The organism is Neorhizobium sp. USDA 3394 (genome assembly GCF_056280385.1).
Map to the genome: position 1 here is coordinate 163,049 of NZ_JBWCDU010000001.1, position 24,574 is coordinate 187,622.

The window sequence follows — 24,574 nt, forward strand, 5'->3', positions numbered from 1 at the left end:
CGTTGGCCGGATCCCGAAAAATACTGTTTCGCAATTGCCATGACGTGCCGGGGCACGCTGCCTGTGCGCCTTCGACATTGAACTGGTAAGTCGTCTTAAAGAACGAGGAGTATTCTGTGACTGACGCAATCGTTCCCTCGGATTGGAAGCAGGGTTCTTCCCCTCACGCCGGCGAGCGGTTGCTTCTCGACCCTCTACCGGTGACGGCTCCGCCGCCGAAACGGCGTTTTCGCACGACCATCATCCAGGCCGCAGGTTGGTCGATGATGGGGTATCTGTTCTCGCAGGTCATACGCATCGCAAGCAATCTGGTGCTGACAAGGCTGCTGATTCCGGAAATGTTCGGCATCATGGCCGTCGCCACCATGATTCAGGTGTCGGTCGCCATGTTGTCCGATCTCGGGCTTAGGCCTGCGGCCATACAGAGCCAATTCGGCGACGACCAATCCTATCTCGATACCGCCTGGGCGCTGCAAATCCTCCACGGCTGCTTGATCTGGTTTGCGTGCGTCCTGATCGCCATCGGGATCGGGCGTGCAGCCGAGTATGGCCTGTTCCCGGCCGGATCGGTCTACACGGTCCCGTCGTTGCCGGCCATCATCATGGGGATGTCTTTTTGTACCGTGATTACCGGGCTGCAATCCACAAAACTGATCGCCGCGTTCCGGCACCTCGATCTCGGGCGCGTGACCCTGATCGAGATAGTGTCTCAGGTCGTAAACCTGGCGATCGCGATCTCGCTTGCGTGGTACACCGGCTCGATTTGGTCATTCGTCGCCGCGACGCTTTTATCTGCGTTAACGACCACTATTCTTACTCACATATGGCTCCCGGGTCATCGCAACAGCCTTTACTGGGAAGCTGCAGCGATAAGGGATCTCATTCGGTTCGGTCGCTGGATCATGCTGTCGTCGATCCTTACGATGATCGCCGCCAATGGAGACCGTATCTTTCTCGCCGGGTGGACCAGCCCCCTCATGCTTGGCTTCTACAGCCTGGCCTTCAATCTTATCTCGATGCTTGAAGGTGCCGGTGGCCGGCTATTTTCAAACGTGGCAATGCCCGCCTTGGGCAAGATTGCAAGGGAGCGCCCGGAACAGCTCGGCTCCATGTTCTGGAAAATGCGATTGCCGCTGGATCTCGCTTTCGTCGGAAGTGCGGGCGCGATCTATTCGAGCGGCACGGCAATCATCGAAGCGCTCTACGATGATCGTTACCGGGATGCTGCTCCCATTATCCAGATATTATCGTTCAGTCTTCTCATCATGCGCTTCGGTCCCCTGTCCGCGATCTATCTCGCCGTCAATGAGCCGCGCAACCAGACCGTCTTGAATTTCATTCGCGCGGTCTCAAGTTTTACATGCCTGCCCCTCGGGTATTACTTGTTCGGGTTCGAGGGTGCAGTATGGGCGGCCGCACTTTACGGACTGCCCGTATTGCCGGCGATTTTTTACTTCAATCACCGTCACGGACTCAACAATTTCCTATATGAAGCGGGTGTGTTGTTGGCTTGGCCTGCCGGCTTTCTGGCCGGCATTCTTGCGACTGAACTTCTCCGCTACGCTGGCCCGCTATTTTAGGTAAAAGCTGCCAGAAACCTCCAGCTTTGCTATTTTGATATGTCGGCCTGCCGATTATCTGGCGCCGCAATGCCCGGATGTCGGTCTGCTTCCACGCCGAGGTGGTCGATGTCCCGAAACGCCGCTTTTGGCCCGGAACGGGTCAAGTGTCCGAAAGTTCATGGAGGGGGTCGGAATCGAGCTTTATGGGGAGCATTTTGACGTGCACGTTAACTATAAGCAGATATCCAATTCGTTATTGGAACTTAGCTTGTCGCCCTCGTAAATATTTTTATCTAGCTGCTTACTTGCGCATAGACTAAATTACGTATCTCCTGTATATTGACCTTAATAAAAGGTTGAAAGGTGTAAAGACAGTCTGTTGGCGTACTTATAGTTGCGGTTCCTGAAGGGGACAATCGTTCCGAGACTTCAGGTAAGGGGGTAAGATGAGTTCCACACCAAGCGGCTACAGCCGTTCTCCTGCTGTGGCAGAATCCTTTCGCATTATGAATGACATCCCGAAGCTCGCTGAAAGAGATGATCGAGGCGGTGAGGGAGTAAACCATGACGGATGCCTGGTGATCATCGACGCGAGAGCGCTTGATCGCGAATGCCTTGCCAAAGCCCTCATCGGGCGTGGCCTCGAGATGGATGTCTGCGCTGTCGGCTCCATCGAGGAATGGAAATTAGAAAAAGATCTCTATCCGCCTGTCCAGGCCGTTCTGTTCAATATAGGCGGTCGAAAGGCGGACGATTCCGCACTTGCGACTGACATCTCGAAATTGACGGCCGAGTTCAAGTCGCCGCCGATCATCGTGCTCTCCGACTCGGACGATCTCGCGCAGGTCGTGAAAATGTTGGAATACGGGGCTCGAGGTTTCATTCCCTCTTGCGTTGGCATCGGCGTCTGCGTGGAAGCGATTGGCCTGGCCGTTGCCGGGGGGATCTTCGTTCCGGCAAGCAGCGTCCTCTCGATGCGGCACCTGGTCAGTGCTGCGACGTCGGCGGCGGAACACAGGCCACTCTCGGGAATGTTCACGTTGCGCCAGGAAGCAGTGGTCGAAGCCCTTCGCAAGGGCAAGGCCAACAAGATCATCGCATACGAGCTCAATCTGCGGGAAAGCACCGTCAAGGTTCATATCCGCAATATCATGAAGAAGCTGAAAGCGACGAACCGTACCGAGGTCGCCTACAAACTCAATGACCTCTTCCCATACGGAGCGGCTAACTAGCAGTTTGCTGGTCGGCTGGCGGGCCGACCCGAGATATCACGGCTGCGAAGTCGAGCCTTCGCAGCTGGGTGAAGGGATACCATGGAAAACCACGTCGGCGCTGACAGGGGCGTTGTCGCGGCAATGTATCCCGGCCGTAAAGAACTCTTGAAATAGAGTTGTTGGGCCGGTGATCGTGCATACGCCATTGCACTTGGCGAAAGACATCAGAACGGCGCAGCGCGCACGTTCCGAACACCGATAGTTCATCTGCTGATCTTCCATCTGACAGTCGGGTGACACCGGAAGGGGTCCGGTGTGCCACGACTGTGAGATCGCCCCTTCATGTCCCGGCAAACCAGATTCGATCAACCAAGCTCGGACAGCCATCCCGTGGCAGGATGTACGGACGGACAAAGGAGCTAAGGCGTCGGCTTTGGCAGGGCCTTCCAATTCGGATCCGGCCAGATGAAGGGATTGCCCCCGAGGTTCGGGCGAGTTTCGGCAAAATAGCGCTGGCAGCCGCCGACCTCATTCGGTTCGCGGACATGCAGCCAAAAGCTTCGGCAGACTTTTTCAACGATGACTCGCCGGCATTCCGCCATGCTCGGCGGCTGCCCGCTTTCCCGCTGCAGAAAATCTCGGGTGACCGCCCATGCAATCTTCTGCAGCTCCTTCGCAAGATCCCGGGGCACGGTCGGCGGCGCTGCGGCGCCCTCGGGCGACTGGCGATAGATTGAGGCGTAGTGGACCGCCGCGACAAAATACACGCCTATGTCCGTCAGATGGACCTCGTCGCGGAATATCCGATCGAGTTTTTCCCTGGTGCTTCCGGTCAGGCCGACAACCTTCCCATCAATTGTCCTTTTCACCAGCTCCACGAGAGCCGTCCCGGCAGGCACGACGGAAAGATTGGCCGGGCGCTTTTCAGCCTGCAGCGTCAGCTTCACTTTCTCCGCTACGCATTGCCACACGACCGATGCGTTTGTCTCATGTTCCATCCAGGGCGCGGGGTTGTCCTTATCGACGCCAAGCCAGGTGTGGACATAAAGGGTTCGGCCATTCGGGTTGCCGTCAAGAAGGCGGTCGTGAAAATGGCGCAGATAGCCGACCGCGTTTTCCCATACGATCATGTTCAGCAGATTGTGGTTTTCTGCTGCGACAACGGTGTCGTAAGGTTGTCCCGCCGTGATGCGTCGCGGACGACGCAATTCCTCGACGACATCCATCTGATCGCCATTGCGGTTCTTTCCGTACCGATATCCGGCCCAGCTCAAATCCTGGTCGTTCTCACCTCGCGTCCGATATCTCATGGGAGATCCAATGACGATCTGCTGCTCCCATGCAATATTTTTGCCGCGGCTTTTCGCAATCATCTCGACCCAGTTGGCCAGGGGATTATCGATCAAGCTATGTCCGGTGAAAAAGATCTGCGCGGAGTTCCGTGGGGCCTCCCCCGGCGTGATTTCCTGTGACGACGCCACGTCGGAGAGCAGCCACGCCAAGGACAAGATGACGGTGCGTATCGCTGTCATAAGAGTTCCATCTTGATTGAGCGCGAAAACGACTTTGGCAGATAGAGAAATAAGAGAAATACGACCTCGGAGCATAAACACCGGAGATACTGTCCAGCATCATGCACAAAAGGCGTAGACCTTCCCGTATCGGCGCTGTGGCCGTCTCTTTGACCGTTCTGACGTGGAGGCCGGGGCAGGACTTGCCGGACCAGTTCGCCAAGGTCACCACGTTCTGTGGCAGGTCGAGAAAATTTTATTAAATTTTTATAGTATATATGGAGGCCGCCTCCCGCTTTCCGTAGTAATTTCTTGTTCCGCAAGGATATTTCAGATCCTTCGGCCGCCAGCCGGCTCTTTTGAAAAGCAAATCAAGCTTTCTGGCTCTATTGAACCTCCGGTTATAGCTTGGCTGGCCTATTCGGCGTCCACGTTATGCGTGCAGCCGTCACAGCCCGGGGCAAGCTCGAGAACCGAATCAGGCCCCTTTCGCGGACGGATCGATCGCCTGAGGCGTAAGGTCATTCGACGAAGGCGCGTCTCCGGTCGTAACAACCGCTCCAGATAACTCTTTGGAAACCATGTTTTGCAGCCGACCTGGGCAAGATGTGTGGCTTTAATACGCCTTCCGCCGCCGCAGTTAACCTTCTGTCAATAATTCCGTTCCCGACACATAACCGGCTATATCGCGAAGGTTAAGGAAGTCTTGCTTTATATTTGGGGGCGGAGTTGATTGCGGCACAGTTTTTATTGGGGGTTAGAGTCATGTCCGTTGAAGATCCGCGCCTGTCGAGCATCTCGGAAGAAAATCTGACTGAGAATTTCTCGTCGGAAATCCAGGAGGAGATCGCAGCCTCTTCTACGCCTTCTCCGATCGAACATGAGATCCAGGTGGCGCAGGCCGGTGATGGCCGCACCCCGACGACGAACCGCGTTCCGACCGATCCGAATGCGCCGGCCGCTGCTCCAGCAGCCCCGGCCGCCGAAGTGACCCCGGACGCCAACAACATCGTTCACCTGGCAACGAGTGTATCGATCGACGACATCCGGGTCGACGGCGCAAACCTGATCCTGGTGCAGGCGGACGGAACCGAGATCGTCATCGTCAATGGCGCGGCCAAGATCCCGACGATGCTGATCGGCGAGGTGGAGGTACCCCAGCAGGTGCTCTTCGCGGCCCTGGAAGACAGCGGCATCAACGTCGCAGCCGGCCCGGACGGATCCTTCAGCGCAACCGGACGTCCAGACAGCTCCGGCGCCGAGTTCGAAGACTCGATCCAGGGGAGCCAGAACGACCCCATTCAGCTCGCCTCGCTGCTCGGCGATACGGAATTTGGCGATGGCGGAGGTCTCGACGACCGGACGGCGGCGGACGATCAGCCGGACGCCTTCGACATGGGGTCGCCGTTCATCTTCTCCGAATCGGTTCTAGCCGATGACGTCGTCGGCAACGAGACGATCACGGGCACGCTCGCTTTCGACGGCGGTGACGATTTCGGCATTGTCTCCTCGGTGAATTACCAGAGCACGTCCGACATGGCGGAAGGGACCGGCAGCGGTGTTGCTGCGCCGCTCACGTCCGGCGGTCAGCCGGTCACGGTGTCGACCTCGCCTGACGGCCTGACGGTCACCGGCACGATCACCGTCGGCGAGACCACGGTCACCGTTTTCACGCTGACGGTCACCAATCCCACCACCGGCGCCTTCACCTACACGCAGTCGCAGCCTCTCGACCATCCGGATCTCGGCCAGATCGGTGCCGATGACGCCCTGCGACTGAACTTTACGTTCACGGTCACAGACAAGGACGGCGATTCCGACACCGGTTCGTTCTCGATCGAGATCGGTGATGACGGCCCGTCGATCGGCGGCGCGGTGACGCTCGTCTCGGTGGACGAGGATGACCTTTCAAACGGCAATGACGAAGGAGAAGCGCGCGAAAGCCTCGTCAGTTCGGCTGATCTCGGTATCTCCTGGGGTGCCGACAGCAATGTGAAGGGTGAATCGGAAGGCGATGCCTTCGGCCGTTCAATCGCTTTCGTTAACAGCGGCCTGCCGCAGGGTCTGACTTCGGATGGCGTTACGGTTGTCTATGGCGCGCCGACGGCTTCGGCCAATGGTACGGTCACCATCACGGCATATAAGGGCAATGTCGAAGGTCCGGCGGTGTTCACCGTCACCCTCGATCCGACCTCTGAGCATGGTACTGCGACGTTCGAGCTGAAGGGTCCGCTTGACCACGCTTCCGAGAGCGATGCTCTTCCGCTGACTTTCAACTACACGGCAACGGATGCCGATGGCGATTCGCAGGCCGGCAGCTTCTCCGTCACGGTCGATGACGATATTCCGACCGTTGGGAAGCCGGTCCAGCTCAACGGCGTAGATGAAGACGATCTCCCGCTCGGCAACGACCTCCCCAAGGAATCTCGGACGAGCTCCGCTGAACTGGGTATTTCCTGGGGTGCTGACGATGCGAAGGTTGGCGATGCCGACGCGACCACACACCGTGCGCTGAGCTTCAGCGGGTTGTCATCGGCCCTCGCAGGCCTGACATCGGATGGTTACGCGCTGCAGGTTGGGCCTGATGGGGTTACCTCGTTGCCCAATGGCGGTGAGACGGTCACCATCTACAACACGCATGGCGATGCGGTCTTCAAGCTGACGCTCGACCCGACGACCGAAGGCGGCAACGCCAAGTTCGAGCTGCTGGGCAATCTGGACCATCGTGCCGGCGGCGAAGCCGTCGATCAGCTCACCCTCAATTTCGGCTTTACCGCGACCGATTCCGACGGCGATGCCGTCGATGGCGGCTTCTCGATCATCGTGGCTGACGACGCGCCGGTTTGGCTCGGTGCCACCGACAGCACTGTCGAAGAAGAAGAACTGCCGGGCGGCAATGAAGATACGTCCGGTTCGGGCGATGCCGACTTCAAGCTCTTCGGTGGCTTCGTCGACTTGACCCAGAAGTCCTCCTTCGGTTCGCTCGGCATTCTCTGGGGTGCCGACAACAATAACCCGACGCCCGGCGCCGGTCTCAACGATCGCTCCGTTGCATTCGGCGGCATCGTCGAAGGTGCTTTGGCAACCTATGGCAACGACGTTGTGCTCAAGTCCAATGGCGAGGATGTCAAGTATCATCTCGCTGACGACGGTCGCACTCTGATCGGTTATACTGGCGAAAGCTTCGAAGGCGGCACGGTCGTCTTTACCGTGACCGTGAGCGATGATGGCATCCTCGGTGCCGGCCGCTACGACTTCACTCTCAATGCGACGCTCGATCATCCGGCCGGTGGCAGCGAGAACAAGATCAATCTCGATTTCGACTTCATCGCGAAGGATTCCGACGGCGATAGCGTTGGTGGTTCCTTCACCGTATCGGTGATCGACGATACGCCGGTCCAGGGGACTGTCGGCACCAATGCCGGTCTCAACGAAGACGATGTCTCTACCTATTCGGCGACCGATGCGACGTCTGCGGATATCCGCAAGACGGATGCTGCTTCGCTCGGCATCTCCTGGGGTGCTGACGATGACGTTCGCGGCGCTGGCGACACCTATGGCCGCTCGGTCGGCTTCGCGAATTCTGCCGGTACAATTGCTTCGGCAATCACCACGACCGATGCTTCGACCTTTGGCCTGAGCGTCACCGGTGGCACGCTGACCTCGGGCGGCAATGCGCTGAACTACGTGCTGACGAGCGATGTCAGCGGTGGCCAGACCCTGACCGCCTACATCCAGGGCACGGAAACCAAGGTCTTCCAGATCGTTCTCGATCCGACCGCCTCGAAGGGCTCCTATACGGTCGAGATCTTCAACGAGCTCGATCACGCCGAAGGTTCGAATTCCGCAAGCCTGTCGTTCAAGTTCGTCGGAACGGATGCGGACGGCGACCAGGCGGCAGTTGGGACGGCGACCGTCACGATCGCGGATGACCAGCTCGTGGTTGGCACTCCGCAGAGTGGCGACGTCGATGAAGACGGCTGGACCCAGCTCGCATCCGGCGCCGGCAATCCGGGCCCGCTCTTCGGCGGCGGGGATTCGCTGCTCGTGGATACGGTCACGACCCGCAGCCTCAACATCTCCTGGGGTGCGGATAATGCGAACGACAACGTCAACGGCGGTTACGTTGGCGCGCAGGTTGCCGGCGATCGCTCGGTTGTCTTCGGCACAAATTCGGTTCCTGCGGACCTGACCTCGAACGGCTTCAAGATCGTTTACGAAGTCGGCGCGAACGGCACCGAACTCATCGCCTACCGTCAGCAGAACGGCAGCTACTATGACGCCGACGGCAACGTCGTTGACGCTGCAGCCAAGGCGTCGGCGGCGGTCTTCAAAGTCTCGCTTTCGGATGCCGACTCCGGCTCGTACACGTTCACGCTGCTCGACAATATCGACCAGTCACGTGGCAACGAGGAAAACAACACCGACCTGAACTTCCAGTTCATCGCGCGGGATGCTGACGGCGACCAGGTTACCAAGAGCTTCTCCGTATCGATCGACGACGATACGCCGGTCGTGGTTTCCTCGATCTTCAGCGGCGGCGTCGACGAAGATGATATCGGTACTGCTGCCGGTGCGACGAGCAAGTCGCTCAACATCTTCTGGGGCGCCGACCAGGGCAACGCGGTCGCCAATGGTGGTCATTCCAATGCGGATGGCGACCGTTATGTCGTGTTCGACGGCAATTCCGCTCCGAACGGCCTGACCTCCAATGGTCATGCGATCCGTTACGAGACCAGCCAGAACGGCACCCTGCTGACCGCCTATCGTTATGAAAACGGCCATTATGTCGGCGCAAACGGGGAAAATCTCGGTGCCGACAAGGCCGGTGCTGCGGTCTTTACCGTCGGGCTTTCCGATCAGGGCTCCGGTTCCTACACGTTCACGCTGATCGACAACCTCGACCATGACGGTTTCCAGGGCGACAGGATCAGGCTCGAATTCGACTTTACTGCGGTCGATGGCGATGGCGACGATGCCGACGGCTCGTTCTCCGTTTTGATCGATGACGACACTCCGTCGCTCACCAGCGTTGCTGCTTCGTCCGTGGACGAAGACGGCCTGTTCGGCGGCAATGCCGGCGAGAGCTATCCGGGCGCCACGGGCACCAATGCGGACCTCGCCGGCGCATCGACGACGACGGGTGCAGTGAGCCTCGGTGTCAGCTGGGGTGCGGATGCGGACATCAAGTCGGAATATCTGGGTGACAACCGCGATTACGATGACGATCCGATCGGCCGCGAGATCAATTTCGTGCGCGCTGTCGGCGGTCAAGCGACCGAAATCAGCACCGGCAAGATCAGCGACAACAATGTCTCGAGCTATCTCGGCTCTGCTTTCGCCAACCTGAAGTCGGATGGTGTCTCGCTCGACTACCGCATCGATTACCTGCGCGATGGTTCGGGCAACTGGAACGGCGGCTACGTCCTGACGGCCTACAAGGACGGCACCGATCCGACTGTCGCTGCAAACCAGGTCTTCAAGGTTACCCTTGACCCGACCGCGGCAAACGGCAGCTACAAGTTCGATCTTCTCGGCAATCTCGACCACAGCGGTGCGAATGCCGAAGACAATCTCGACCTCACCTTCAACTTCCGCGCGACGGACTCCGATGGCGACCCGACCGGGCGCGGCAGCTTTACCGTGACGATCGATGACGATGCGCCAATTGCAAGCGTTGTGACCGTTGCCGGCAACGCCCTTCTGGGCGACGAGACCGCAGGCGCTGACGCCGGCACGGACGATATGGCGGGTGCACTTCCGAGCGCATTCTCCAGCCTCGGCACGGCTCTCGGCTGGTCGCAGCAGGCGAATATGGTTTCCACGGCCGGCAACAACTACGGCGCCGATGGAGCCGGTTCTCAGTCGCTGGCTTTGACCAAGGCTGACGGTGGTGTGTTCAACGGTGAAAGCTCCGGCATCCAGACGCTCAATGGTTCGGATGTGAAGCTTTACACCGAAGGTAACCTGGTCGTCGGCAAGGTCGGTGCGACCGTCGTGTTCGCCCTGTCGATCGACGGCAACGGTACTGTGTCGATGGCCCAGTACCAGCCGATCAAGCATGGCGATGCCGCCAATGCCAACGAAACCGCAAGTGTCAACGGCGTTTACGTCACCACGACGATCTCCGATCGCGAAGGCGATACTGCGCGTGCCACGACATCGACCGCTCTCGACATCAAGGTTCGGGACGATGCGCCGACCGTTTCGCCGACGCAGACGGGTGTAACGGTCGACGAGGACGGCCTCTCCAGCGGCAATAGTGCGGGTCCTGCATACACGGATGACGCCGCCTCCAACTCCAAGACAGCCAGCGCCAACCTCAGCTACAATTTCGGCACGGATGGTATTGCCGGTGAAGCGACGAACATCGTCTTCCAGACCAGCAATCTTGCAAGCCTCGGACTGAAGTCGTTCGGCACCAGCCTCAGCTACGCCTGGGACAACAGCACCAACACGCTGACGGCGACCGCCGGCAATGCCGGCCCGGTCGTCTTCACACTCAAGGTGACGGATGTTGCCACGGGCGCTTACACGTTCACGCTTGAGCGGCCGCTGGATCACAGCACCACTTCCGGAGGCAACAAGGAAGACGATATCAACATCGACTTCAACTTCACCATCCGGGATGGTGACGGCGACCCGGCAAGCGGCACCGTTCGGGTGACCATTGACGACGACGCGCCGTATATCGGTTCGCCGGAAGCGGAGACCGTCTCGGAAGTCAATCTTCCCTACACTCTGGGCGACGAAGCAAGCGCCGACAGCGATAGCTCCACCGTCCAGCGCGGCAACCTCGACATCCATTGGGGTGCCGACAATCGCGATGCCATTTCCGGCCCGGACATCTCTGTCCGTTTCGGTGCCAACAGTGCGCCCTCGGGTCTGACGTCGAACGGCGAGATTATCAAGTATGATGTCGGTGGAACCACGCTGACTGCCTATACCGGCAGCGGTTTCGGCGCCCGGATCATCTTTACCGTTTCTCTCGATGACAACGGTTCGGGTCAGTATACGTTCAAGCTCTACGACAATATCGACCACACCAATGCCGACGCGGCGAGCAAGACGCTCAGCTTCAACTTCATTGCGGAAGATTCCGACAATGACCAAGCATCGAGCAGCTTCACCGTAACCGTCGCCGATGGTGGGCCTTCGGTTGGCGTTGTCGAGAACGAGACCGTCAACGAAAATGCTCTCCCGAATAATATATTGGACGCTATTTTTGCTGATACCGACGGTTCGACTGTCCAGCACGGCGACCTCAACATCAACTGGGGTGCCGACGACAACAATTCCGGTTCGGCCAACCGCTCCGTAACCTTCAATGCCGCTCTCAACGGTGCAGACTCGGGTCTGACCCATGACGGCACGGCGATCATGTATACGCTGTCGCCTGATGGAACCGTGCTGACTGCCACGGCAGGTGCTACCACCGTTTTCACCGTCTCGCTCTCCGACTCGGATGACGGCTCTTACACTTTCATCCTCAATGACAATATCGATCACCTTGGTGCCAATGGTTCCAGCGCAACGCTGAACTTCGGCTTCACTGCCAAGGACAGTGATGGCGATACGGCGCCCGGTTCGTTCGCTGTCACCATCGTCGACGACACGCCGGAAGCCGACACGCCTTGGCGCCAGTTCCTCGAAGAGGACAGCGGCAGCCCGGCCGTCAGCAATGTTTCGCTCGGGATCGACTGGAAGAGCGACGACAGCAACAGCGGAAGCGCAAACCGCTCGGTGGCCTTCGCAAACGCAACTCCGGCCGCCAACATCACCAATGCAGCCGGTCAGCCCATCACGCTGACATCCAGCGGGCAGACCCTGTCTTATGCCTTATTGGCAGGTGTCCTGGTTGCCTATGTCAATGGCGATCCGGCAATCGCGGCCAATCGCGTGTTCGAAGTGTCACTCAATGACAACGGCAGCGGCAGCTATACCTTCACCCTGCATCAGCCGCTGGATCATGGCGCGCCGATCAGCAATGACGACGCCTACCTGGATCTGCGCTTCCTCTACACGGCAACCGACAGCGATGGCGACGGCGACAATGCCAGCTTCACCGTCCGTGTGGATGCCGCCGGCAATGTCACCAACAACGGCAACAACATCAGCTACGACGACCTGAACTCCGGCGTATTCGTCAACCTGGGCGACAACTCCGTCACCGTGAATGGCCAGACGGTAGCCGGCGATACGGCAACCGACCTTGCGGCCGTTGGCGACAAGGTTCTCGGTATCGACAGGATGAATGGTATCGTCAACGTCACCGGCGGTGACGGCAACGACATCCTCGTTGGCAGCAGCCAGGCCAACACGATCCGCGGTGGCGCCGGCAGCGACACCATCATCGGCAACGGTGGCGACGACACGCTGGAAGGCGAGGCAGGCAACGACCTGTTCATCTACAAGGTCGGCGATGGCAATGACCGCATCAACGGCGGCACGGAAACATCCAATACCTCTCCGAACTACGACGTTCTGCGTGTAGAGGGCGACACCCAGGCTCGCACCTTCAACATCGGCCTGGCTTCCGGTGGTCCGACAATCAATGCGGGATCCGGCAATGCCGCTGATATCGCCGTCAGCTACAACGGTTCGAACAGCGGGACGATCCGTGCCGACGAAATCGAAGGCATCGACATCGTTGCCGGCAGCGGCGCAATCACGGTCAATGTCGGCAACCTCGCCGGCACCGCGGTTCAGCCGAACACGATCCGTGTGACGGGCAGCAATTCGGCCACTGGTGATGTGGTCGACGCGAGCGGTATTACCGCCGCAAACGCGGTTTCCGTCGTCTTCGATGGCAACGAAGGCAACGACACCTTCATCGGCGGTGCGGGCAATGACGTCGCCCGCGGCGGCACCGGCAATGACACTTTTACCGGCGGCCTCGGTGCGGACGCGATCGAAGGCGGTGCCGGCAACGACATCATCAACCTCGGCGCAGACCAGATCGTCAACGGTCTGGCCAGAACCATGGATAGCATCGACGGCGGTGCCGACTACGACAAGATCGTCCTGACCACCGGCACGCAGGGCTTCCTGCTTGATGGCAACGTCACCACCATCACCCGTGTCGAAGAAATCACCGGCACCGATGGCAACGACACCATCACCCTGCGCGACGACTACCTCAGCGACCAGGCCAATGGCGGCGTCACCATCAACGGCGGCAAGGGCAACGACACCATTACGGGTGGCAAGGGCAATGACGTCATTACCGGTGGCGAAGGCACGGACACGCTCAAGGGTGGTGCCGGTGCCGATACGCTGATCGGCGGCGCCGACAACGACGTGTTCTGGGGCGGCAAGCATTCCGACAACCTGTTCGGCAACGGCACGACCAATGTCGGCGACGATCTCTATGCGAAGGCCGGCGAGCAGGACAAGGCGATGTTTGGAAGTGATCCTTCCAACTATGAAGTCACCTGGAACGCAGCTTTCCAAACCTGGGAAGTTCTGGCCAAATCAGGCGCTGTCGAATTTGGCGGCTCCACCGGACCTGGCCTGAACGTCGATCGCCTGTTCGGCATCGAACTGATCCAGTTCGCCAACGGTGTTGTGCTTGACCTGACCGATCCGATCCGTGTCTTCAACGGCACCAATCTCATCGGCACCTACGACACCATCCAGCAGGCCAATGACGCGTCGACCACGCTTGCGGGCTACCGCATCGAGCTGGTCGGTACGGTTACCAATGAACTGGCGACGATCACCAAGAACAACCTGACGGTCGTCGGTGGTGTTGAAGACACCGGCATCGTGCTGACCCTGAACGGCGCCCAGAACATCACCCTGCAGGGTGCTGCTCCGATCAACGTCATCGGCGACGGCCAGGCAAACGCGATCCTCGGCAATGATGGTGCCAACGTCATCAAGGGCGTGATGGGCGGCGATACGCTTGACGGCGGTGCCGGCAACGACACCTTCGTCCTCGGCGCGGATGTGACCGGTTCCGGTACCCGCGACATTCAGCTGGGTGACGGCAGCCTTCGGGCTGTCGACATCACGGGTCTTGCCGGAACTGGCGACAGGGTCATCGGCGGTACAGGAAGCGACACGATCATCCTTGAGCGGGACGGCAAATCGGGCTTCGTGGCCGATTACACCATGGCTCCAGGTTATCTCTCCGGCGTCGAGAAGATCGTCGGTACCGATGGCAATGACGTCATCCTCCTGGCTGCAGGCTCCACGGCGGACGGCGGGCCTATCACGATCGAAGGCGGCGAGGGCAATGACGTTCTCGGCGGCTCGAATTCGGCGGATATCATCAGCGGCGGCAATGGCAACGACCTGATCTCCGGTCTTGGCGGCAACGACATCCTCGAAGGTGGCGCCGGCAGCGACGAAATATGGGGCGGCGCCGGCAACGATCAGATCAACGGCGGCAGCGGCATTGACAACATCACTGGCGGTCTTGGCGACGACGCGATCGACGGCGGGATTGGTGGCGATACCTTCAACTATGCTATCGGCGATGGTGTCGACACCATCGATGGCGGCACCGAAAGTGACGTTCTTCTCACTTCCGGAAACGCCACCGCGGAATCCGCAGTTCTTACGGTGACCTCGACCGGTTTCACCCTTGATGTCGAGGGCGATAACATTGTCGATGTCAACGCCACCAACATCGAGTCGGTGGTGCTCTATCAGGCCGACGGCGCCGACAAGATCACGGTCCGCAGCCAGGACAGTGCCGAGACGATCACGATCGAAGGTAACTCCAATCTCCTGCAGGTCTATGGCAACGGCATTCCGTCCGTTTCGGGGATCAGCACTTCCGAGCTGACCATCGAAGCCAAGGGCGGCAATGACGTCATCAATGCCAGCAACCTCAATACTGTCGCGCTGCCTCCTGTAGCGCTCACCCTGGACGGCGGTGCCGGCAACGACACCATCACCGGCTCGGCTGGCGCCGATACCATCTATGGCGGAGACGACAACGATAAGCTGATTGGCGGCAAAGGCGACGACCTGCTCGATGGCGGCAGCAACAGTGCGGTTGGCTTCAACCGTCCGTCCAACCCGGCATCGGGCGATGCCGCGGCGATCATTGCTTCGGCTGTCGGCGGCGACACGGCAGATTACTCATCGCTGACAACCGGTGTGCTCGCCAACCTTGGCGACGCCGTAAGCTGGCCGGAGACCATTCCGGCCCCACGGTGCCGTCGATCGTGACGGCGCTAACAATGCGGTCGGAACGGATACGCTTGTCGATATTGAGAATCTGGTGGGTGGTGCCGGCGACGACATCCTGGCCGGTGACGGAAACGACAACGTGCTCCGCGGCGGCGCAGGCTCCGATGCGCTTCTTGGCGGCGCCGGTAACGACTTGCTGATCGGCGGAGATGACAATGTCAGCGACGGCCTCTTTGCAGGTGCTGGCAACGACGTTCTCATCCTCGGAAATGGTGGCGGTACTGCCAAGGGTGAGGGCGGAAACGACCTTATCTACGGCGGCTCCAGTGGTGACTGGCTCTTTGGCGAAGACGATGGCAACCCCGACCCGGCAGATGCCGGCGACGACATCATCTTTGCTGGCGCGGGCAGCGACCACGTCGAAGGCGGCGGCGGCGCCGATGAGCTCTACGGCGAAGACGGCGACGACACGCTGATCGGCGGCAAGGGTAACGACACCATCAATGGCGGCGATGGCAACGACACGATCCAGTGGTCCGTCGGTGACGGCCTGGATGTGATCGACGGTGGAACCGAACCCGCAGGCGGTCGTGACCTGCTGCGCGTCGTCGGTTCTTCGGCAAGCGAGCAGTATGCGATCTGGAGCGTCGCGGCCTATAACGCCGCTCACCCCGGGGCTCCATATGCCGGTTTGGCCGAAATTCTGCTGACCGTGAACGGCGTGTTGGCGGCCGAAGTCAATGAGATTGAAGATATCGTCGTCCAGGGCGGCGGCGGCGCTGACACCCTTGCCGTCAACGGCAGCTTTGCGGGTACTTCGCTGCTTACCTCGACCATCACTTACGAAGGCGGAGAGGGCGATGAGACCTTCGACGTCTCGGAGCTGACTTCCGGCCACAGCGTGGTCGTCAAGGGTGCCGGTGGAGCCGACGTGCTTGTCATCGGTGACGAGGCCGGCGAAAGCGTCTGGAAGGACGTAACGGTCACACAGGATCCCGTCAGCGGCGAGTTCACGATCTCGCTGCCGAATGGCGGCCCCGTCCTCAAGGCAACCGGCGTCGAGAACTTCCGTTTTGCCGACGGCACGGTCACTGCAGCCCAGTTGATCGAGCAGGCGCCGACGGATCTGACGACTTCGGGTCTTACCGTTGCGGAAAACTCGGCTGCGGGCACAATCCTCGGCAGTGTTCATGGCGTCGATGTGAACGGTTCCATCGACCCGCTGAGCTATGCCTTCATCCTCGCCGACAGCTCTACGTCGCTGACGTCGGCAGACGGCAGGTTCGTGATCAATGCCTCGACCGGCGAGATCACTGTCGCTGCGGGTGCGGTTCTCGACTATGAGACGACCCCGTCAATCGACCTCTCGGTGCTCGTGACGGACAGCAAGAACGGCAGCTATTCCGAAACCTTCAGCGTGCAGCTGACCAATGTCAACGAAGCGCCCGTTCTCGCCCACGCGATTGCCGACCAGAGCATTGCGGAGGAGGGCACAATTTCCTTCCAGGTTCCGGGAGACACGTTCTCGGACGTCGACTCGGCCCTGACCTACACGGCCACCCTCGGCGATGGTTCGGCACTGCCGGCCTGGCTGCACTTCGACGCGGCGACCCGGACGTTCAGCGGTGTTGCACCATTGAACTACAATGGCAGCTTCGACGTGAAGGTAACCGCAACCGACGGTTTGAACGATGTTTCGGACACGTTCAGCATCGCGGTCACGCCGGTCAACGACGCGCCGACTCCGTATGACGATATCTTTTTCGTCGATGAGGACCACACGACATCCGGCACCAATTTCCTCGCCAACGACACCGATGTCGATGGGGACACTCTGCAACCGACCGCCGCAACCATCACGTCAGGGCCGGGGGGCAGCGGCTGGCTCTATCAGAACGGGGACCTTGTCTACACGCCGCACGCCAACGCCAGCGGTGTCACCACGATCGACTACACGGTAAGCGACGGCACGGCCACGGCTTCGGCTACCATCACGCTCAACATCCGCCCTGTCGCGGATGCGGCGACGATCTCCGGTTCTGGTCTTGGTAACGAAGACGGCACGGCCGCTATCGGGCTCAACATTGCCCTTGGCGACACTGACGGGTCGGAAAAGGTGACGCGGGTCGAACTGACGGGCTTTCCGGCCGGCGCGACCTTCAACCAGGGTGCGCTGGTCGGGGGGGTCTGGGTTATCGAGAACGCCGCCGGGGTCAATACCTCCGGCCTGACGATGACACCGCCGGCTAACTATGCCGGAAACTTCGCTATCAGCGTCGCGGCTACTGTCCTCGACAGCGCTACGCTGTCCGACCATCTGGTCCACACGGATACAAAGGTGTCGACTGGCTCGATCGGGGTCAGCATCACTGCGGCGAGCGCTACGGTCACGATCGCAGGTTCTGGGCCGGATGTTGACATGTCAAATTACGACAAGATTGTGTATAATAACGCCTCTCTTGATCCCGAGGGTAATACGGCCGTTGTCGTGAATAATTTCGATATCGGACATGACAAGATCGCCATATCTTTGAGTGGAAGTTCAATTTCCGGTGGATTCACGACGGCGTCGAGTAATTCCAACATCGGTTCTGGTGTCCGGATCGTGTCCCTGACAGTGTCTGTTAGCCAGGATCAATTTGACGACGATGGGCATAACAAGAATATCGAGCAGAAAATTGTAAATGCCACTCAGGATTACGTTGACCAAGGCGACTACATATTCATCATTTACTCGAGTACGAATGCTAGCGCCAATGCGGCGATATATAACGTAAGTATATCGTCAAATAACAATGTTAGCGTAGGCAACATGGTCGTTGAACATGTGATGACGCTTGTCGGCGTTGGATATGGTTCGCTCACGTCTGAGAACTTTGTAGGCGCAGCCGACCCCATCATCCTCGACCTAGACCATAACGGCTTCGCCTTCACCTCCGTCGATGACGGCGTGAAGTTCGACATCAATGCCGATGGCAAGCTCGATCAGGTGGCCTGGACCAAGACCGACGGCATCCTTGCCTATGATGTCGATGGCAATGGCAAGATCGACAACGGTTCGGAGATCTTCACTCCGAGCTTTGCCGGCGGCGCGCATGCCGGCGGTGTGGCGGCGCTTTCGACGCTTGACGTCAATCACGACGGCAAGATCGATGCGTCCGACACCGGCTTCGACAAGCTGCTGGTCTGGCAGGATGCCAACGGCAACGGCGCCAGCGACGAGGGGGAACTGAAGGGCCTGAACGACTACGGCATCACCGGCATCTCGCTCGATGCCGACAGTGCGGAAGGTTATATCGACGGCCAGGCGCTGTTTGCCGAAGGCACGTTCACCTATGCCGACGGTTCGACCGGTTCCTTCGTCGAGGTCGGCTTCGACACCCTGTTCAGCGATGCGCCGGACCACGTGCTGGTCGGAACGGATGGTGACGACATCCTCGCCGCCATGCCGGGCCTGACGCAGATGACCGGCGGTGCCGGCGCGGATACGTTCGTGCTCGATCCTTCGGCCCTGCACGAACTGGACATGGCCGACATCATCACCGACTACAAGTCGAGCGAAGGCGATGCTGTCGATGTTTCGAAGCTTCTCGACACTCTGCTTGGCCATCAGGCAACCGGTGAAGAGGCGGCCGCGAATGTTCGCACCACGATTGCCGGTAACGACACGACCGTCAGCGTCCAGGTCGCCACCGACAGCTGGAAGGATGTCGCCGTGCTTCAGAATCACACGGAAGCCGTCAAGATCCTCTTCGACGACGACAAGCACTCGGCGAACATCTCGCACGTATAAAGCGAAGGGTGTTGCAAGTCAGAAACCGGAGAAAAGGCGCGCAAGCGCCTTTTCTTGTTTAAGTAATGTCTTGCAAAAGAATTTGACGAGGAAGGACTGTTCTAAATTTATACAATTAGGGGGCGTGTAGCGCGTGTAATCCCCGCACCGCAACAGCAGTTCTCCATGTGTCTCGGCGGCTACACAAGAGGTAAATGTATACGCCTGGGGAAACCGAGTGGATTATCTACTTTTGTGTCCAATCACTTGGCTCTGTAAATTTTTTATTAAAAAACAAATGGATGGATGGTTTCCATCTGGTAATTAACCCTAGAACGATGAATATCGGAAGCAGGCTTGGGCCGCTGAATTAGAAATGATAATACTTTCCAACGAAATCGCCGCAGTATATGAATGCCGACATGGGATTTTAATCGGCGAGGGGCATCCGATTGTTTAAGAGCACAAGAATTTTAGCAACGCTGCTGGCGACCGTAGCCTTGGGGGTTGTGTTTAACGCACCTGCGAACGCGATGACGCTCGATGAAGCGGTAGCAAAGACTCTCAAGACCAACCCGCAGATCATGCAGGCGGTAGAAAACCGTGAAGCGGTCGAGTTCGAGTTGCGGCAGGCACGGGGTCTTTACCTTCCTTCCATAGATTTGCAGGCAGGTGTAAGCCGTCGTAGACTGTCGAACAGCAGTACTGGTACGCTGTCTCGCGACTACGAAAACTTCAAGGGCTCCGATGCGAGCCTGACGATTACTCAAACGTTGTTTGATGGCGGCAGCCGCCGCTCTCAGGTGGAGCAGCAGGCATCGCGTGTTGACGGCGCCTCGTTCCGCGTCGTCGAGCGGTCCGAGTCGCTGGCTCTTCAGGTTACCCAAGATTATCTTGAGTATATCCTGCAGTCCAAGATCGTCGGTATTGCCCAGCAGAACGTCGCTGCCCACAACCAGATCCTCGGCGATATCGGCGCCAGCATCCAGGGCGGTGCCTTGACCGACGCCGACCGTCTGCAGGGCCGTGAGCGCCTCGAGGCGGCACGTGCCCGGTTGCGCGAAGCCCAGGAAGAGCTGGAGCTCACGAAGATCCGCTTCCTGAAGACGGTGGGCGAGCCGATCGGTCCGGTCAAGGTGCCGGTATCGCTCGCGAAGTTCATCCCGAAGACGCTCAACGACGCGATCTTCATCGCCAAGAAGAACAGCCCGCAGATTCACGCGGCCGATGCCGACGTCGATGCGGCCGATGCCGGTGTTCGCGGTTCGCGCGCCAACTATCTTCCGAAGGTCGATCTTCAGGGCAGCGCGCGCGTCGGCAACGACATCGATGGCAACCAGGGCAATACCAACGACGTCCAGGTCGGTGTGACCGCCCGCTGGAACCTCTATCGCGGTGGTATCGACCAGGCGCGCGAGCAGGAGCAGATCCGTCGCGCCAGCGAGCAGCGATACGGTCTGGCGCAGGCCCATCGCGAGGTTGAGGAATCCATCCGCTCCGCATGGAACGAGCGCAGCGGCCGCGGCGAGCTGTCGACGATCCTGGCGCGTCAGTCCTCGACGAACGGCAGCCTCGTTTCCTCGTATCGCGAGCAGTTCAAGGTCAATCAGCGTTCGCTTCTCGACGTGCTGGATGCCCAGAACACCCGTTTCAACACCAGCATTCTTGCGGAAACCGCACGATTTGCTTCGCTTTTCGCCGAATACAAGATTCTGGCCGCATCGGGCAGCCTGCTTCAGTCGATGAAGCTGAAGCCCGTCGGTCAGGCTGAGGCGTATGCCCGGAATGAGTTTGCTGTCCCGGGTGGCGTCACGAATCCTGGCTATGTCGAAGTTGACTCCCGTCAAAAGGCTGGCATGCCCATGGATCTCCTGGCGCCGATCCGACAGTAACGGATTGGCAAGGACCAAATGCTCAACGTAAAGCTCGACCACGCAGACACGACGCCGTTTCGGACATTTAAAACTGCATTCAGGTCTGTTGCGAGCTTTTACGGGCGCCCGACGTCAGACATCGTCCTGTTTTCCGGCTTGCCGGACGAGATTTCCGAATCTCTTGAACTGGACGATGTCGAACATCTGGCGCAGCGCATCGGGCTGGAAGTCATCCGCCACGGCGAACGCGAGTGTCGCGAGGGCAATTTCGATTGTCCCGCCATCATCGTCTTCGAGAACGGCGGCGTCCTGCCGCTGCTGGAGGCCGATGACGATGGAAACTACGTCACGGATCTGGTTCCGGCCTCGGGAAATCCCGTCAAGCTGACGCGTCAGGAGCTGGTGGCGTTAAAGCCGAGCTTCGGTTTCGCCTTCACGCTCTATTATCAGAACGCCTCCGACAATGCCTCGGTCGGCGCGGCTGGAGAAATCGAGCGACGGCACTGGTTGCTGCGGGCGCTGGTTCCCTACTGGCGCACCTATATGCGCGTCATCATGGCTGCGCTGTTCATCAACCTGATTGCGCTCGGCTCGCCGCTGTTTACGATGAACGTCTACGACCGCGTGCTTCCCAACAAGGCGTTTCCGACGCTCTGGGTGCTCGCCATCGGCATCACGCTTGCCTACGCGTTCGACTTCCTCTTGAAGACCGCCCGCGCCGCGCTCATCGATCATGCCGGACGAAACGCGGATTTGCGTCTTTCCCAGATGATCTTCGACAAGGTGCTGAATTCGACGCTCGCGTCGCGTCCGCTGTCGACGGGCGAATATGCCAACCGCGTCACGCAGTACGAATTCGTCCGTGAGTTCTTCACGTCCAACACGGTCGGCCTGCTGATCGACACGGCGTTCGTGTTCATCTTCCTGATCGTGATCTATATGCTTTCAGGCTGGCTTGTGGTGATCCCGGCCGTGGCGCTGGTGCTGTCCGTGCTGATCGGGCTGCATGCCCAGGCCAAGATCGGCCACCGCATGGCGGCCGCCACCAACGAGGCATCGCGGCGCCAGTCGCTGCTGATCGAGACGATCTCGACGATCGAGACCGTCAAGAGCCTTCGCGCCGAAGCGGGCATGCTGCGTCGCTGGCAGGAGCTGATGAAGCTCTCGAGCCGCACCAGCGAGGAAATCAAGCATGTCTCTTCGAACGCCGTAAACCTCACCAATCTTGTCCAGCAGATGGTCAGCGTTCTGATCGTGATTGCCGGCACCTACGAGTTTTCCGAGGGTCATCTGGCAATGGGCGCGATCATCGCGACCGTCATGCTGGCAGGCCGTGCGGGGGCGCCGCTCGGCCAGATCGCGATGGCGCTTGCCCGCTTCAGGCAGGCGATGACGTCGCTCAAGATCCTCGACAAGATCATGGAACAGCCGGAGGACCGCCCGTCCACCGTGGGTTTCGTGAACCGCGAGATCAAGCGGGGCGGCTTCAGCTTCCAGAACGTCTCCTTTCAGTATCCGGGATCTGACTACAAGGTCATCAATCAGCTTTCGCTGACCGTCGCTCCTGGCGAGCGGGTCGGGATCATCGGCCGCATCGGCTCGGGAAAGACGACGCTCGGCCGCCTTCTCGACGGTCTTTTCCTGCCGTCCGATGGTCGCCTGCTGATCGACGGCGTCGATATCCGCCAGTATCACATGTCGGAAGTCCGCTCGGCGGTCGCGGTGGCCGGGCAATCGTCCGACCTGTTCTCGGGGACGGTGAAGGAAAACCTGCTGATCGGCCGCGCCGATGCGACGGACGAGGAATTGCTCCATGTGTCGCGCATGACCGGCGTCGACGAGTTCGTTTCCAACCATCCGCGTGGTTTCGACATGCCGGTCGGCGAGCGCGGCAGCAACCTCTCCAGCGGCCAGAAACAGGCTCTTGCGATTGCCCGCCTGCTTCTGACCAAGCCCAAGATCGTTTTCCTCGACGAGCCGTCGGGCGCCATGGACCTTGCAAGCGAGCGTCATCTCCTCGCCAAGCTCTCGACCGCATTCAGCCGCGACACGACGCTGCTGATCGCCACGCACCGCTTCAGCATGCTGGAACTGTGCGACCGCCTGGTGGTGATCGACAAGGGCCGCATCGTTGCCGACGGGCCGAAGGCGGCCGTGCTCGAGGCGATGCAGCGCAAGGGCGCAAAGCCATGAGCAGAGGCGTTCAAGACAATCCCCCGTTCTTCGCCCGCATGCTGGTCGGTCTGGTGGCAGCCTGCATGGCGACGTTCCTCGCCTGGGCAGCGCTTGCGGAGATCGACGAGATCGCCCGCGGCGAAGGCAAGGTCATTCCCGTTTCCAAGACGCAGATCATCCAGTCGTCGGAAGCCGGCGTCGTCCAGGACATAGCTGTTCAGGTCGGCCAGGTTGTCCGCAAGGGCGATTTGATCGTTCAGCTGAACAATACCACAACCGAATCCACGCTCGGCGAATCCGTTGCCAAGGCGAGGGCGCTCGGCGCCAAGATCGCGCGCCTGCAGATGGAAGAAAAAGGCGAATACGACCAGCCATTCGTATGTCCGGCCGATGTCCTGGCGGTCGCCAAGAACGTCTGCGACAACGAAGATCGGCTGTTCCAGGCCAACAGGGCCAGTTACAAGAACAAATTCGATGTGCTTCAGGAGCGCATGAAGCAGCGGCAGAACGAACTCAGCGAAGCCAATGCCAATATCGATCGGCTTGAACAGAATATTGCATCCTCGACGCGGCAGCGCGATCTTTACGGCCCTCTGGCCAAAAAGGGATTGGTGTCGCAGACACAGCTTCTGACGATCGAAAGCCAGCTTACGGACCAGCAAGGCCAGCTCAAGGTCTACCAGGAAAGCCTGATACGCCTTCGCGGTGCCGTCGAAGAAGCAAAGCTCCAGGTTGGGGAAATTTCGTTGGCTATTCGCCAGCAATCCCTGACCGACAAGGCGCAGGCCCTGGCGGAACTCTCCGTCATCGACGAAACGATCCGCGGCGCTTCGGACCGCGTCAAGCGCACCGATATACGCTCGCCGGTGGATGGCATCGTCAATACCCTGGAAGTCAATACGATCGGCGCCTATGTGGATCCGGGCCGTGTGGTTGCCGGCATCGTTCCGACGGCCGACACGCTGCTGATCGAAGCGCGCATATCACCGCGCGATGTCGCGTTCGTCCGCCGCGGGCAGCCCGCCATCGTCAAGATCACGGCCTATGATTTCGCGATCTTCGGCGGGCTCGACGGCGAAGTGACCAATGTTTCGGCCGACAGTATCGTCGAGAAGGAAAAGGGCGAGACCTACTACCTCGTCCAGGTCAAGACCAACAAGTCCGAGCTGGAACGCAACGGCAAGCTCTATCCGATCATTCCTGGCATGATTGCGTCCGCGGAAATCATGACGGGCCGCAAGACAGTCCTCAGCTATCTCATGAAGCCTATCAATCGGGCGCGTTCCGATGCGCTTACCGAACGGTAGAGCCCTCCAATGAA

The 24,574-nt window shown here is 59.4% G+C and carries 8 protein-coding genes; 7 read left to right on the plus strand and 1 reads right to left on the minus strand.

The genetic code is table 11. The annotated features are described in order from the left end of the window. Positions 1–116 precede the first annotated feature (116 nt). Together ACZ9EJ_RS00670 and ACZ9EJ_RS00675 are read left to right on the plus strand one after the other, a co-directional pair. The gene (locus tag ACZ9EJ_RS00670) at positions 117–1,580 is read left to right on the plus strand and encodes an oligosaccharide flippase family protein (protein WP_251090952.1); all 1,464 of its coding nucleotides are present in this window, start codon (positions 117–119) and stop codon (positions 1,578–1,580) included. Positions 1,581–2,008: 428 nt separating this feature from the next. Next, on the plus strand, positions 2,009–2,794 hold the full coding sequence (locus tag ACZ9EJ_RS00675) for a helix-turn-helix transcriptional regulator (RefSeq protein WP_052754039.1): 786 nt from the start codon (positions 2,009–2,011) through the stop codon (positions 2,792–2,794). Positions 2,795–3,195: 401 nt separating this feature from the next. Here ACZ9EJ_RS00675 and ACZ9EJ_RS00680 read toward each other — a convergent pair whose 3' ends face one another. Continuing rightward, positions 3,196–4,308 (minus strand): hypothetical protein, encoded by a 1,113-nt coding sequence (locus tag ACZ9EJ_RS00680; RefSeq protein ID WP_052764721.1) that lies wholly within the window; start codon positions 4,306–4,308, stop codon positions 3,196–3,198. A gap of 744 nt (positions 4,309–5,052) precedes the next feature. Here ACZ9EJ_RS00680 and ACZ9EJ_RS00685 point away from each other — a divergent pair. The 5 genes from ACZ9EJ_RS00685 to ACZ9EJ_RS00705 all read left to right on the plus strand — a co-directional run bounded on the left by ACZ9EJ_RS00685 (position 5,053) and on the right by ACZ9EJ_RS00705 (position 24,560). Further along, positions 5,053–15,471, plus strand: coding sequence for a T1SS-143 repeat domain-containing protein (locus tag ACZ9EJ_RS00685; protein WP_476098530.1), 10,419 nt, complete (start codon positions 5,053–5,055; stop codon positions 15,469–15,471). Positions 15,472–15,523: 52 nt separating this feature from the next. Beyond that, positions 15,524–19,225 (plus strand): putative Ig domain-containing protein, encoded by a 3,702-nt coding sequence (locus ACZ9EJ_RS00690; protein ID WP_476098532.1) that lies wholly within the window; start codon positions 15,524–15,526, stop codon positions 19,223–19,225. Positions 19,226–19,656: 431 nt separating this feature from the next. Beyond that, positions 19,657–21,096, plus strand: coding sequence for a TolC family outer membrane protein (locus ACZ9EJ_RS00695; protein WP_251089636.1), 1,440 nt, complete (start codon positions 19,657–19,659; stop codon positions 21,094–21,096). A gap of 18 nt (positions 21,097–21,114) precedes the next feature. Beyond that, positions 21,115–23,271 carry a type I secretion system permease/ATPase gene (locus ACZ9EJ_RS00700; protein ID WP_046628659.1) on the plus strand — a complete coding sequence of 719 codons (2,157 nt, stop codon included), beginning with the start codon at positions 21,115–21,117 and terminating at the stop codon, positions 23,269–23,271. Next, a complete protein-coding gene (locus ACZ9EJ_RS00705) occupies positions 23,268–24,560 on the plus strand; it encodes an HlyD family type I secretion periplasmic adaptor subunit (protein ID WP_046628661.1) in 1,293 nt (430 codons plus the stop codon). The genes ACZ9EJ_RS00700 and ACZ9EJ_RS00705 overlap by 4 nt, the downstream gene beginning before the upstream one ends. The last annotated feature ends 14 nt before the right edge of the window (positions 24,561–24,574 follow it).

Excerpts from the sequence above, each read along its gene's own strand:
- ACZ9EJ_RS00700 (WP_046628659.1), top strand. The coding sequence starts at position 21,115 with ATGCTCAACGTAAAGCTCGACCACGCAGACACGACGCCGTTTCGGACA.
- ACZ9EJ_RS00680 (WP_052764721.1), bottom strand. The coding sequence starts at position 4,308 with ATGACAGCGATACGCACCGTCATCTTGTCCTTGGCGTGGCTGCTCTCC.
- ACZ9EJ_RS00685 (WP_476098530.1), top strand. The coding sequence starts at position 5,053 with ATGTCCGTTGAAGATCCGCGCCTGTCGAGCATCTCGGAAGAAAATCTG.
- ACZ9EJ_RS00705 (WP_046628661.1), top strand. The coding sequence starts at position 23,268 with ATGAGCAGAGGCGTTCAAGACAATCCCCCGTTCTTCGCCCGCATGCTG.
- ACZ9EJ_RS00675 (WP_052754039.1), top strand. The coding sequence starts at position 2,009 with ATGAGTTCCACACCAAGCGGCTACAGCCGTTCTCCTGCTGTGGCAGAA.